The 14,101-nt window shown below is 41.4% G+C and carries 8 protein-coding genes; 7 read left to right on the top strand and 1 reads right to left on the bottom strand.

Annotated elements, in window-relative coordinates:
* Positions 1-12 precede the first annotated feature (12 nt).
* The 4 genes from DCO56_RS21175 (at position 13) to DCO56_RS21190 (ending at position 7,476) form a co-directional block, all read left to right on the top strand.
* Complete coding sequence (locus DCO56_RS21175; protein WP_108635733.1) at positions 13-3,144, top strand: SusC/RagA family TonB-linked outer membrane protein; 3,132 nt, start codon at positions 13-15, stop codon at positions 3,142-3,144.
* Between the two features lie 23 nt (positions 3,145-3,167).
* Complete coding sequence (locus DCO56_RS21180; RefSeq protein ID WP_108635734.1) at positions 3,168-5,216, top strand: RagB/SusD family nutrient uptake outer membrane protein; 2,049 nt, start codon at positions 3,168-3,170, stop codon at positions 5,214-5,216.
* 78 nt (positions 5,217-5,294) lie between these two features.
* A complete protein-coding gene (locus tag DCO56_RS21185) occupies positions 5,295-6,188 on the top strand; it encodes a DUF1735 domain-containing protein (protein ID WP_108635735.1) in 894 nt (297 codons plus the stop codon).
* 13 nt (positions 6,189-6,201) lie between these two features.
* Positions 6,202-7,476 (top strand): BACON domain-containing protein, encoded by a 1,275-nt coding sequence (locus DCO56_RS21190; protein WP_245935890.1) that lies wholly within the window; start codon positions 6,202-6,204, stop codon positions 7,474-7,476.
* A gap of 195 nt (positions 7,477-7,671) precedes the next feature.
* On the opposite strand, the gene DCO56_RS21195 is transcribed toward DCO56_RS21190, so the two are convergent.
* Positions 7,672-8,367, bottom strand: coding sequence for a hypothetical protein (locus DCO56_RS21195; protein WP_108635737.1), 696 nt, complete (start codon positions 8,365-8,367; stop codon positions 7,672-7,674).
* 266 nt (positions 8,368-8,633) lie between these two features.
* On the opposite strand from DCO56_RS21195, the gene DCO56_RS21200 reads away from it, so the two are divergent.
* The 3 genes from DCO56_RS21200 to DCO56_RS21210 all read left to right on the top strand — a co-directional run bounded on the left by DCO56_RS21200 (position 8,634) and on the right by DCO56_RS21210 (position 14,096).
* On the top strand, positions 8,634-9,242 hold the full coding sequence (locus DCO56_RS21200) for an RNA polymerase sigma factor (RefSeq protein ID WP_181390633.1): 609 nt from the start codon (positions 8,634-8,636) through the stop codon (positions 9,240-9,242).
* 111 nt (positions 9,243-9,353) lie between these two features.
* Positions 9,354-10,544 carry a FecR family protein gene (locus DCO56_RS21205; protein ID WP_108635739.1) on the top strand — a complete coding sequence of 397 codons (1,191 nt, stop codon included), beginning with the start codon at positions 9,354-9,356 and terminating at the stop codon, positions 10,542-10,544.
* A gap of 273 nt (positions 10,545-10,817) precedes the next feature.
* The gene (locus DCO56_RS21210; RefSeq protein WP_181390634.1) at positions 10,818-14,096 is read left to right on the top strand and encodes a SusC/RagA family TonB-linked outer membrane protein; all 3,279 of its coding nucleotides are present in this window, start codon (positions 10,818-10,820) and stop codon (positions 14,094-14,096) included.
* Positions 14,097-14,101: the final 5 nt, after the last annotated feature.

A 14,101-nucleotide genomic window follows, 5' to 3' on the forward strand; every position in this document is an offset into this window, starting at 1 on the left:
ACTTATTATATTATGAAGATTTTTTATTTTTTGTGCATCCTGGCGCTGTGCCTCTGTTTATCATCCGCATTTGCACAACAAACAGAAGAGCAGTTAACGATTGCCGGAACCGTCATTGATAGCAAGGGACAACCTATATCTAAAGTGTCAATCTACATCAAGGATAAACCGACAGGAGCAACTTCTACAGATGAAAAGGGAAAGTTTACGATTAAAGCTGTGTATGGAGACTGGTTGGTCTTTACGAGTGTGGGATACGATGTCGCTGAGCATCTGGTGGTAGAATCTACCAGTAACCTTGAATTAAAGATGCTGGACAAGAGTACCAATATCGACGAGGTTGTGGTCGTCGGTCTAGGAGCCAAACAACGGAAAATTAGTTCTGTAGGTGCCATCACAACAGTAGATGTGAAACAGCTACAGAGTCCGGCACCTTCCATTGCGAACATGCTAGGCGGACGTGCCGCCGGTATAATATCAATGCAGACTTCAGGTGAGCCTGGTGCGAATATCGCAGATTTTTGGGTGCGTGGTATTGGTACATTTGGCGCGAATGCGAAAGCCTTAGTGCTTATTGATGGACTTGAAGGTGATTTAAATACTATAGATCCTGCGGATGTGGAAAGTTTTTCTATTTTGAAAGACGCTTCGGCTACTGCTGTATATGGTGTACGGGGAGCCAACGGAGTTGTATTGGTCACCACAAAACGTGGTACTGTAGACCGTATACAAATTACGGGACGAGCAAATTCTACATTATCAAGAATGAACCGTCTGCCAAAATATTTACGTGCTTATGATTATGCCTTGCTAGCTAATGAAGCGTCTGTCGTACGTGGTAGTGAACCGCTATTTAATAATACCGAATTGGGTATTATACAACAGGGCTTAGACCCGGACATGTATCCAGATGTCAGCTGGCAGGATGAGATTCTAAACCGAAGCTTTTGGCGTCAAAGCTATTATGCCTCCGGGCGTGGAGGTTCTGAAGTAGCACGGTATTTCCTGAGTTTGGGCGGCAACAGTGAAACAGCGGCCTACAAAGTAGATAAGAATAGTATTTATAGTTCTAATGTTGGCTACAATACCTACAATTATCGTGTTAACCTTGATATTAACCTAACCAAAACAACAAAGGTCTTTTTAGGTTCAGACGGTTTTCTGTCCGTTAAAAAAGAACCAGGTTATGGTAATACGGATGATATCTGGAAAACTCAATCGACACTTACACCTATTTCTATCCCGCTCCAGTACTCTAATGGATTCCTGCCTGGAGTTGGATCAGGTCAGCGTTCATCACCTTATGTGATGATCAACCGCACCGGTAACTATAATAATCAAAACTATAAAGGAAAGGTAACGCTGGCATTGGAGCAGGATCTAGGCGGTATACTGGAAGGGTTGAAAATCCGTGGTCAAGGGGCTTATGATATCCATAGCTATTTTTCCGAACGTAGGTGGATGCAGCCTGCTTTGTATGAAGCAACGGGCCGTAATTTGGATGGATCGTTGATTATGGTTCAAAAGGTACAGGAGAGGCCCGCGTCCTATTCAAAGTTCGTAAGCCAATATCGAAAGTATCATTTTGAGTCTACACTTAATTATGATAAAAAATTCGGAGAGGATCATCGTACTTCAGCTTTAGTTTATTATTACCTGAGCGATGCCAAAGATACCGATGATGCAACCAATAATCTGACGGCGATACCTGTTCGTTATCAAGGAGTTTCCAGTAGATTTACCTATGGTTATAAGGATACTTACCTATTGGATGCTAACTTTGGTTATACAGGTTCAGAAAACTTTCAGCCGGGTCGCCAATATGGGTTCTTTCCATCGATCGCGGTGGGATGGGTACCTACAAGTTACCAATTTATGAAGAATGTAGCTCCTTGGCTAGACTACTTCAAAATCAGGGCATCTTATGGTACTGTAGGTAACGATAGAATTGTAGATGACGTACGTTTCCCATACCTCACTAAGGCGGATATAGAACGGAATAAAGTCTGGGGAATTGATGGGATAGAAACGATTACAGAAACCCGTATCGGTGCGGACAATCTAGCGTGGGAAAGAGCCATTAAATCCAATCTGGGTATTGAAGGGAAGCTCTTTAATAATAAAATTGATTTTGTTATAGACTTTTTCCAAGATCAACGGAACGGTATTTTTCAACCGCGGGTGCAAGTACCGGATTATGTGGGCGTAATTTCTAATCCGTATGCTAACGTGGGGCGCATGAAGAGTTCCGGCGCCGATGGTAATATTAGCTACACCACCAAGCTCAATAGTGATATGACCCTTACTTTGAGAGGTAACTTTACTTATTCCAAAAATGTTGTGCAAAATTGGGAGCAAGCCTATCTGGAATATTCCTATCTAGAATTCAATGGTTATCCTCATAATTCCATTCGTGGTTATCAATCATTAGGTTTATTTAAAGACGAAGACGATATCAAATACAGCCCTACACAAAGCTTTGGAACGGTATTACCTGGTGATATCAAATATAAAGATGTGAATGGTGATGGTATCATTAATACCCTTGATAAAGTTCCATTGACCCATAGTAACTATCCATTGATCATGTATGGATTCGGTGGAGAGTTCCGTTACAAAAACCTATCTCTCGGGGTGCTATTCAAGGGTACAGGGAAGACTTCCTTCTTCTATGTAGGGCAGCCGATGAAATATAAAGATGTTACTGAGGATACAGGTATGGGATATATGCCATTTTTTGGCGGTACAGATGGTAATATAATTACCCTAGCTAACGATCCTGCCAATCGTTGGATCCCGAGAGATTATGCGCTACAGCATGGTATTGATCTATCTTTAGCTGAAAATCCGAATGCTAAATTCCCTCGTTTGCAATATGGTAATAACAGTAACAATAGTCAGTTATCCTCATTTTGGATGGATGATGCCCGTTATTTGCGATTGCAAGAACTTACCTTGAGTTATAATGTAAGTCCAAATTTCTTAAAGCGATTAGGTGTAAAATCCATGGATCTTCAGTTTGTTGGAAATAACCTATATATCTGGGATAACGTTAAGATTTTTGACCCCGAACAAGCGGCTTGGGGTGGACGCAAATACCCAATTCCGACGACCTATTCGTTACAGGCTTATATTAATTTTTAGTACTATTGAAATAATTGAAAGACATGAAAACGTCAATAATCATAAATAGAATAACCAAATCCAGCTTAGCGATACTAGCGTTGTTTATGGTGACATCTTGTAAGGACTATCTAAATATTGATCAATACTTTGACGATGAATTTAATATTGATTCGGCATATGCAAATACACGTTATTTAGAAGCGTATATGTGGGGAGCAGCAGCTATGTTTCCTGACGAATCCAATACGATCAGATCAAATTATACGCCGGGGCCAATGGCAACAGATGAAGCTATAAATGGCCTTACAGGTACTGGGACAACTAATATTTACTACGGGATGGATTTTGTAACTGGAAATATCACGCCCGATTTTTACGGTGGACTTAACCAATGGGGAAAATATTATAAAATTATCCGTAAGGCGAACAATGTGTTGAAAAACATTGATGTGCCAAAGGACATGAGCTACGCAGATCGTAATCGTATCGAAGGCTATACGCGTTTTATTAGAGCTTATGCTTATTACAATCTCATTATAGATTTTGGCCCTCCAATTTTGTTAGGGGATGAAATTGTGAATACCAATGAGGATATTGCATATTATGACCGTCCTCGGGCAACATATGATGAAGCCATGGAATATATCTGTGGTGAATTTGAAAAGGCTGCTATACAACTTCCTGTTGATGTTAGTCTATTGGATTTCGGCAAACCGACCAAAGGTGCCGCATTTGCGTTGATCGCTCGTTTGCGCTTGATTCATGCCAGTCCGTTGTTTAATGGTGGGCCGGTCGCTGCCTCCTATTTTGGCAATTGGATGCGCAAGACGGATGGGGTGCATTATGTATCGCAGCAATACGATGAAAAGCGTTGGGCCTTGGCTGCAGCAGCGGCCAAACGTGTTATGGATATGGGCCGCTATAAATTATATACAGTGCCTGCGGACGAAAGAACGCCTACACTTCCGGCCGGCGTAACTTCCGATCCAAATTTCTATGGAAGCTACCCGAATGGCGCGGGCGGTATTGATGCATTTAGATCATATTCTGATGTCTTTACCGGTGAAGCCGTAGCTTCAATTAATCCCGAATATATCTGGGGGCGTAATACGGAGTATATCAGAACGGATTTGAACCAAGGTGCATTTCCACCAACCTTAGGGGGATGGGGGCGTTTTTCAGTGACACAAAAAGTCGTAGATGCTTATCTGATGGATGACGGGCGTAGCAAAGAAGAAGCACGTGGTGATACGTATTTTGAGGCAGTGGCTGACCTTCCTGCCGGTAGCACCTTTGGCGATTTATTTACGGCCCAACCACGTAATTTTTCGGGTTACCCACTGAATGCGGGGATATTTAAGATGTATGCAAACCGTGAAATGCGTTTTTATGCATCTATAGGTTTCAACGGTGCCGTGTGGCAGGCTTTGTCGAGTACAACGTTGAATACTCATACGGCTAAATATTTCTATCAAGAACCAGACGGCCGTGGGGGTGTTTCGGCATCGTCACCCAACTATCCACTTACAGGCTATGTGATTAAGAAATGGGTGAACGCGTTTGATGCGATAACCGGTACAGGTGCTCGGATGATGCCCAAAGCATATCCTATTGTCCGTTATGCAGAGATATTACTTTCTTATGCAGAAGCTTTAAATAATCTTAGCGGAAGCCATGCAGTACAGCTCGGTGATAGAACCTATACCGTAAGCCGGGATGAAAGTGAAATAAAAAGTTCTTTTAATGCTGTTCGGTATCGTGCAGGTTTACCGGGATTGTCGTCTGCGCAGCTTGCCAATAAAGCGGAGGTTCAGAAACAGGTGGAGCGTGAGCGAATGGTGGAGTTTCTATGGGAAAATAGACGTTTTTACGATGTACGCCGTTGGGGCAAGTACGAAGAGACCGAACGTGAACCTATTCGTGGTATGAACCCGGATGGTGCGGATCGGGAATCCTTCTACAAACGGGTTTCACCGGGTACATCGTCTTTCTTGACACGTCAGGTAGACAAAAAATTGATTTGGGTGCCTATACCACGTGCCGAGATGCGGAGATTACCATCATTGGATCAAAATCCGGGGTATAATTAGGATTAAACAATAGAAACAGAAATTATAAGCGTCTTCCCTTGACCGAAATGTTAAGGGAAGACATTAAAATATTAAATTATGAAACGAAGTTTTATAGCTATACTAACGACTTCGATCGCTTTAGTTGCCTGTAAGGACAATGAAGTGTTCGAAAAAGAGATGTATAAAAATGAAGTGGCATTAATAAGTTCTGATTATCACAATACATTCAAGGAAGTAGTCCGCCTGACCGGAGAAGAGGTGATTGGATATGTGGCAGCATCTTCAGGGGGTACACACGCACCTAGCAAAGATCTTATCATTGGTCTGGAAGAGGATCCGGAACCATTGGTAAAATATAATTTTGCTGTGTATGATAATTCAGAAGACCTGTATGCCAAATCACTTCCCAAAGAAAAGTATGAGATCATGGACAACAAGATTGTGATCAAAGCAGGTGAGCTCACGGGTCGCACCATGGTCAAATTGCGGCCAGACGGTCTATCTCCAGATTCCACCTATTTTATCGGGTTAAAAGCAGTAAGTCTATCAGGTGTTGAAATAAAACCAAAGAAAAGTACGATGTTATATCAGGTTATAATCGAGAACGAGTATGCGTCACAGGCCAAAAACACGACTTACTCGATGGTGGGTTTTGCCAATGGCCTGGCAACAGCGGCTAATAAACAGCTATTTCCATTAACCAGTAATAGTGTACGGATGGTGGCTGGAAGTGAGACTTTTGTATCCAAAGTACCTAATATCGCAAAGAATTGTCTTACACTGGAGATCGATGATTTTAATAATGTAAAAATAAAACCGTACAAGGATATTCAGGTGGTGCAATTAGATAATGACCCCATGTATCCGAATAAATTTAAGGTAGAAGAAGCTTTCGGTATGCGCACGAACGTATTCCTATTGTCATATCAGTATACGATAGACAATGTGACGACAATTATGAAGGAACGTGTTGAAATGCAGGTTAAATAAAATTATGGAATCCATGAATACGATTAACTATTACAAATTGGATACGCTTCCAAAATCAATATTTGTCTTTTGCCTTAGTTTGATAATGATACTGACATCCTGTAAAGATGATCTTGAGGTAGATGGTGCTTTTGCGTTAAAAGATAATCCATCAAAATTGGAAGCGGCAGCTAATGGGGTATCTGAAACCTACACTGTTCAGGCGAGTGGCAAATGGAAAGTTGAACCCCTCCGAAAAGAAAATTGGCTTAAAATTGATCCAATGGAGGGAAATGGAAATGGAACATTTACCGTTACCGTCAACAAAAATACCGATCCGGAAGCACGCGAACTGACATTGTTTTTTACTTTAAATGGAAAATTACAAAATAATGTGTTGAAGGTAGAACAGGCGGGGTTCACAGATCAAGGACAAGTGAAAAATCCCTATTTAAAAATAGATGGCTTATCCAACCGCCTGGAAGTTCTGGAAGCCGGTATGACTGGACAGTATATTCTCCGCTCTACAGGAAAATGGAAAGTTGCCTTGGAAGATGAATCTGAATGGGTGAAGGTTGCTCCTATGGAAGGTGAGGGCGATACCCCAATAACAATTACCATAGATAAAAATGCCGACATTGAGCGTACAGCAAATCTATTGTTATTTTTAGACGACGTGCAACAGGCATCTCCGCTTACTGTATATCAGAAAGGCGTGAAACTGCAGGTGGAGGGTGATGTTGTTCTCAAAGAAGACTTTAACTGGCTAACCTATGGAAGTGAAATTTTTAATGTGACTTCAGGCGAAACAAGGATTGCCTCGTGGAGTGCCGAAGAGCTGGACAAGGGTTGGACCAGTACGATCAATACGACGGAAGGTGGAGGTAATTACGCATCGATTTACGCAAGACCAGGTTTTATTAAATTAGGGCGTACAAATTATGGCGGCGATCTAATTTCACCGAAGCTGGGCAATGTACAGCGTACGAAAAATCTATTGGTTACCTTCAAAGCCGTGCGATATGCTACCGGTGATCATTATCTACTCAATGTTGGTGTCAAAGGACCGGGAACGGTCAGTGTGAGCCAATTTAACGTGATGAACGTAGCTACTCCTAATTCGAATCTAGAATCGTGCAGAGCTGCATGGCAAGCTCCAGAGGCGACTTATTCTTTTGTTGTTACGGGAGCTACTGCGGAGACTCAAATTTGGTTATTGGGAGGCGCTTTTGATCAGCGTGCTGGTAATTGGCCCGCTACTGTTAACCGTATTTTTGTCGACGATATCGTTGTTACCGTAGCTAAATAATAAAACTGGCCCATGTACTTTTTTGTGAAAAATTACATGGGCTATTTTGTGCCCTCCTCCAGATAGTTTTTAACCGCTATCATAAGCTTAGAAGGCTTTTGCATGCTATTATTTGATCAGATCCCTAAAGTCTCGCATTTTCTTGCCACGATAAGTCTTTTGGCTATTGCTAGCCCTATAATCTTTTAAGAGAAATTAATAAGTAATCTTGGGCTTGCCATTTTCACAGATAACACCTTTAGCTGGCTTGTCATTTTTGTCTGAACAATTCAAGCTCTTGTCCTGTATTCTTTTGGCACTGTACAAATGATTATATTGTTCTGCCATATTTCCAAACTCAGCGAAGTTTTGTTTATCGGTATATAGTATGGGGATAAATTCACATTCTTTGCGCAAGGTAGCAATGTGCCATTTACTTGGATCGTTGCAGGGAACGTCATCAAAAAAGGTCTGCAATTTGGGGAGCAGATCCGCCAATAGTTGATTGATTTCAGATAATTCCAGATCTCTAGCCGAAGCGACTTTCAGTTTACCGGCGATGCAACGTATCCCAAAATGGGGTGGAAGATAATTAGGGGCTACACTAGTGTTGTACACAATCGGCCCTTTATATACTTTCTGTGCTCTTTCTTTAAGATCTGCGGCCTCGGCAAGTAATTTATTATAGGCTTGCTCGAAGCTCGGATGTACGGGTACATAGGTGTAATAGAGTGTGTCAATACGGCATTCCTTCAGATCATTGCAAGAAAGATTTTCAGTTAGTTTAACGGCTTGCTGAATTTTATCATCTGCTAGACTGGTGAGTTCTTCATAGCTGTCTTCTTTTTTGCATCCGGAAAATAAAAAAATACTCAATAAAATGGTGTAAAATAAGGTTGTTTTTTGCTTCATAATTTGGTTTTAATTACTTTGATAGTAATATAACGATCAATATTAAAGTTTCGCTACAAAAATAAAAGTAAATATCAATACATTGAAGATGCGATAGTTCTATTGGGGGCACCTCCTAAATAATTATACCCTGTTTCATCGTTCGATTTGTTTAATCTACAATGTAATTAGATATTGTATATAAAAGCAAATTTATCTAAGTTTGAAAACCAAATGTTTGTGGGTATGTTATTTTCATCCATTTTGGAACCTATGTAAAAATGCGAATGTTAAGCAGAAATAGCCTTAGTTGTGATATGGAAGAACGGGAGCAATTAACGCTTTTGAAGAAAGGAGACTATCATGCTTTCGATGCGCTCTATAAAATCTATAGCCCCAAGATATTGGGCAGACTGATTCGTTTATTGGGAAGTGAGCATGTTGCCGAAGAAATTTTACAGGATCTCTTTTTCCGAATTTGGGAAAAAAGGGCGCAGATAGATATTGATAGACCTTTTAAAGGCTATCTGTTTGCCATTGCGCAGAACCTTGTGTATGATCACTTTCGGAAATTGAGTATCAATGAGCGGTATAGAGATGAGTTTGTACAGGGCTATTCGGAATTGTACGGACATGTAGAGGAGGACATTATCTTCAAACAGACCGAAGAACGCCTAATGCAAGCGATCAATAAGCTGCCTCAGCAGTGTAGGCAAGTATATGTACTGTTTAAATTGGAAGGTAAAAGCTACGCTGAAATAGCAGAGCTAATGGGTATTAGCAAATCAACGATCAATAACCACTTGACGAAAGCAAACGCTGTTTTAAAAAAAGAATTCCCCTTTTTGGGCCATTGGATCGCAATTGCCTTTACCATATTATGGCGCAGTTACTGAATGTGGACTTTACTAGATTGAGGTCAATTCATTTTATATTAAAAAAAAGTTAACTTTCTATTAGGTACTTTTTAATAGCAGTCCGTATTAGCTATTAAAGGACCTAATCAATTGAAAGAAAAAACGAATCTAAAGGAATTATTCAACCAGTATCTTACAGGAAAAGCTTCTGAAGGCGAACTCTTGCATTTACTGGATTTTTTTAAGCTGGAAGAAGATTCTGCCTTATTGCGTGCATTGATTTTAGCGGAACTTGAGAAGGAGGAAACGCTGGAAACAACTGAAGAGCAGCAGGCGATTCTAAATCGGGTATCTTCTGTATTGGCACATGGTATCAGAAATGAGAAGGTTCGTCTACGTAAATTATATATCCGCTGGTCTGCTGCAGCTGCTGTAGTTATAATCGCTGGCTTTTGGATTGGTCTGGAGCGAATTCAGGAAGGTGCCGGAATTTTTTCAAGCACTCGAAAAGAAATTATTGCACCGGGGCAAGACAAAGCGATTCTGGAACTGGAAGACGGCCGGATAATTAACTTGGATAGCAGTATTGGACCAGATGCAAAAAACAGCTATGTTTTTGCCGATACCAGTGGAATGATGACATTTAGTTCCCAAGATTTACCTGCTACTGATACGAAATCTGCAGAACGTACCCTCAGGACCCCTAAAGGTGGACAGTTCGCTGTTTTACTTTCGGATGGAACCAAAGTTTGGCTTAATGCTGAATCTTCCATCAGCTTTCCTGCAATTTTTGCTCAGCGTACAAGGGATGTAAGCATTACAGGCGAAGTTTACTTTGAGGTAACCAAAAATCCAACAAAACCTTTCTTGGTCCATGCCAGACAGCAAACGGTCAAAGTGCTGGGCACCCATTTTAACATCAATGCCTATCCGGAAAATGACGCTGTACAAACCAGCTTGCTCGAAGGTAGTGTTGCTGTAATTGCCGGAGGAAAACAAGTGCAGTTACTTCCGGGGCAAATGTCGGTATGGCAAGAAAACCAAGGTGGACTGCAGGTTGGTCGAATCCCGGACCCAGAGAACCTGCTGTCATGGAAAGAAGGCATGTTTTGTTTTGATAACAATAATATCGCCGAAATTATGCAGGTTCTGGCGCGCTGGTATGATATCGAATTCTCTTTTGAAAAAGGGGATTATAGCAACTGTGTTTTTGACGCAATGATTCCAAAGAAGAAAAGCATACAGGAAGTCCTGAATATTTTGGGTGCCTCGCAGCAATTGGAATTTAAAATAAATGGAAGAAAAGTAATCGTTTCCCAAGCGAAGAGTAATAGAAACTAACAACAATTATGTCAAATAACCTAAACAGAAAAAAATATGTAAAAGATTTATCTACAGAAAAGTAAAGAAAAGTCCCGACGGCAATCGGGACTAAAATTGGAGCTAGCCTCTACAGAATTTATAGTGTTCATTAACTAACTCTTAACCAAAAGTATGCAAATCTATTCGGATAAAAAAGCGCCTTTTGCAAGGTGGCTTTGCCGTATTCATTTGTCCTCTCCGAGCGATATGTCGGATATCAATCGCCTGAGGACGCAAAAAGTCTGGAGAATTATGAAATTAACTGGAGTTTTGACCTTTGTTCCGCTGTTGCACCTAAGCGCTTCTGTTTATTCGCAGCAGGTGACACTTAAAGGACAGCGGGTGAAAATAAAGGATGCCCTGCGAACAGTAACCAAACAGACAGGATATGGCTTTCTCTACAACTCCAAAATGTTGGATGTAGAAAGTAGTATTTCTGTTGATCTGAACAATGCTCCCCTGTCTAAGGCCATGGAGGAAATATTGGCAGCAAAAGGATTTAATTATAGAATTGAAGAAAATACAATTGTTCTGTTGCCAAAGCATGAACGGAGCATTGATACCAAAGAAACGCCTATCCAAAGAGGTATTCGGGGAAAGGTTACAGACGATAAGGGAAAACCGCTGACGGGTGTTTCCATTGTATTTAGTAAGGATCTCTCTTTTACTACTGATGCAAAAGGTGAGTTTAAGCTTCCTGTATCGGTAGACGGAAAGGAAGCTACGTTCAGTTTTGTCGGCTATAAAAAACATGTCCAGGTGTTAACGGCTAAATCCGGAGCCTATGAGATCAAGTTGCAATCGTCGCATGAGCAATTGAGTGATGTTGTTGTAACGGGCTATTTTAGCCGGACGAAACAAAGTGTAACGGGGTCTCAGGTCGTTGTATCCGGCGAGGATCTGAGAAAAGTAGGGTCGCTGAACCTGATGCAGGCGCTCAATGCATTTGATCCTTCAGTGCGCATGGCACCAAATCTGGAGTTTGGCTCAGATCCGAACCGTGTTCCTGAAATCACCATAAGGGGAGAAAATGGATTTGATTTACGTTCCAGTGCGGATGATTCACGAAGCAATCCGAATGGCCCTTTATATTTGCTCGACGGTATCGAAGTGTCTGCAACGCGAATCTACGACCTGGACATGAATCGTATTGAGTCCTTCGTGATTTTGCGGGATGCATCTGCTACTTCCTTATATGGGTCAAGAGGTGCCAATGGGGTTATTCTGATCACGACTATACCACCCAAGGAAGGCGCTGTACGGGTGTCTTTCAATACGACTGCTAATGTGTCTGTTCCCGATCTGCGGGACTACAATCTGATGAATGCCGGTGAGAAACTTGAATATGAACGATTGGCCGGTTTGTATACCAGTAGGACCAATAGCCGTGAAGAACAGATTCTCCTAGATCTTAAATATAGTGATAGACTGGCGGAAGTTGAAAGGGGGGTGGACACCTATTGGTTATCTAAGCCTCTTACAACCAGTGTCAATCAACGCTACAATGCTTTTGTTGAAGGGGGGGACCGAAGTTTCCGTTATGGTGTCAATTTGAATTACGATAAAGATAAAGGGGTGATGAAGGAATCTGGCCGTGATCGTTATGGTATCAATGTCAGCTTCAATTACTACCCAAGAAAAGATTTTTTAATCCGAAACGATGTTTCTGTCAATAATGTAAAAGGTTTCAATTCTCCTTATGGGACTTTTGATTCCTATGCCAAACAAAATCCTATTGACCGCATTTACGACAGGCAGACGGGGGATGTCATTCGTTTTTATGAATTTAATAGCACCTTGAATCCCATGCTCGACGCTTTCTTGCCCAATAAAGATTTCAATCGCTACACGGAAATTCAGGACAATTTCAATATGGATTGGCGAATTAACCCTAATTTCCGGGTTACAGGACGGGCTTCTTTAAGCAAAAAATTGGCTAAGGCTGAAAAGTATATCTCGCCGTTCTCTTCCAAATTCGATCGGGAGACCGAATCGGATAAAAAGGGCAGTTATGAGATTTATGACCAGGATGATCTGAATTTTGATGGTACTGTTACTGCTTCATATAATAAGATATTCAGGGATAAAATTACCACGAATATCGGTGTTGGCGCGAATGCGGTAACGACTTCTGCCGTTGGAGAGGGATACACAGCGACCGGATTTTTGAGCGATAATATGAACTTTATCCAATATGCACAGCAGTTTAAGGAAAATACTAGCCCTAAGGGTTATTTTGACAAGTCAAAGATGATCGGTTTTTTCCTTAATGCCAATGTAGGTTATGAAAATCGTTATTTTGTCGACCTTTCCTTTCGTACGGACGGTTCCAGCCGTTTTGGACGGGAATCGCGTTTCGCACCTTTCTGGTCCGCCGGTGTTGCGTGGAATGCGGATCGTGAAAAGTGGTGGGATAGTGATGCGACCCTGAAGGTCCGGGCTTCAGTTGGTAGTACCGGATCTGTTAATTTTTCGGCAGATCAGGCATTGACCAAGTATGGCTATGATCCGCTATATGAATACAATGGATATTATGGTGCTCGATTACTAGGGTACGGTAACCCTGCATTGAAATGGCAAAATACACTGCAAAATAATATCGGTGCAGATTTGACAATGTTCAAAAACCTGCTCGTTTTAAATATTGATGCCTATATCAAACAGACCCAAAATTTGTTGTTGCCAATTGATATTGCACCCTCGACCGGATTTTTGAGTTATACCGAAAACCTAGGTTCTATGGAAAATAGGGGGATGGATATGCGTTTACGCTTTAACGTCCTTCGTGGAAAAAATCCAGTCAATTGGAATTTTACATTGGGGGCAGCGACAAACAAAAACAAAATCAAGCACCTCTCTAATGCTTTAGAGGCAATGAATGAGGAGGCTGGTAAGAAAGATAATGTTACCGGACCTAAGCCATTGCGTACTTACCAAGCTGGGCGATCGCAGAGCGCATTGATGGTAGTCGAATCGCTGGGCATTGACCCAATGACCGGTAATGAAATCTACCGGAAATTAAACGGTGACCTGACTTTCGATTATGATCCGAAAGATAAAATTATTGTAGGGGATATGAACCCTACATGGATGGGAACCTTTCAGTCCAATCTACTGTATAAAGGATTCAATTTATATTTCATCTTGGCCTATGAATATGGTGGAAAGATTTATAATTCAACATTGGCGCAAAAGGTTGAAGGGTCCAATCCTCTTTTTAACGCAGACCGACGTGTACTTTACGAGCGCTGGAAAAACCCCGGTGACATTGCTCTGTATAAACGTATCGATGATACAGAACCGCCTTACCAAACGACAAGGTTGGTGCAAAGGAATGATTTCCTAAGATTACAAACCCTAACGTTGACTTATGATCTACCTGCCAATGTATTGACGAATCTAAAGCTGGAACGTGCCCGCATTATGCTGACTAGTAACGATCTGTTTCGTTTTTCCACAGTAAAAATGGAACGAGGAACAATCTATCCCTATGCGCAGACCTTTTCGCTGGCACTTAATCTGACATTCTAAAGAAA

It is taken from the genome of Sphingobacterium athyrii (assembly GCF_003071065.1).
In the GTDB taxonomy this organism is placed as follows: Bacteria; Bacteroidota; Bacteroidia; order Sphingobacteriales; family Sphingobacteriaceae; genus Sphingobacterium; species Sphingobacterium athyrii.

Coding starts and splice junctions, on each gene's coding strand:
- DCO56_RS21175 (WP_108635733.1), top strand. CDS start 13: ATGAAGATTTTTTATTTTTTGTGCATCCTGGCGCTGTGCCTCTGTTTA.
- DCO56_RS21180 (WP_108635734.1), top strand. CDS start 3,168: ATGAAAACGTCAATAATCATAAATAGAATAACCAAATCCAGCTTAGCG.
- DCO56_RS21185 (WP_108635735.1), top strand. CDS start 5,295: ATGAAACGAAGTTTTATAGCTATACTAACGACTTCGATCGCTTTAGTT.
- DCO56_RS21190 (WP_245935890.1), top strand. CDS start 6,202: ATGAATACGATTAACTATTACAAATTGGATACGCTTCCAAAATCAATA.
- DCO56_RS21195 (WP_108635737.1), bottom strand. CDS start 8,367: ATGAAGCAAAAAACAACCTTATTTTACACCATTTTATTGAGTATTTTT.
- DCO56_RS21200 (WP_181390633.1), top strand. CDS start 8,634: ATGTTAAGCAGAAATAGCCTTAGTTGTGATATGGAAGAACGGGAGCAA.
- DCO56_RS21210 (WP_181390634.1), top strand. CDS start 10,818: ATGAAATTAACTGGAGTTTTGACCTTTGTTCCGCTGTTGCACCTAAGC.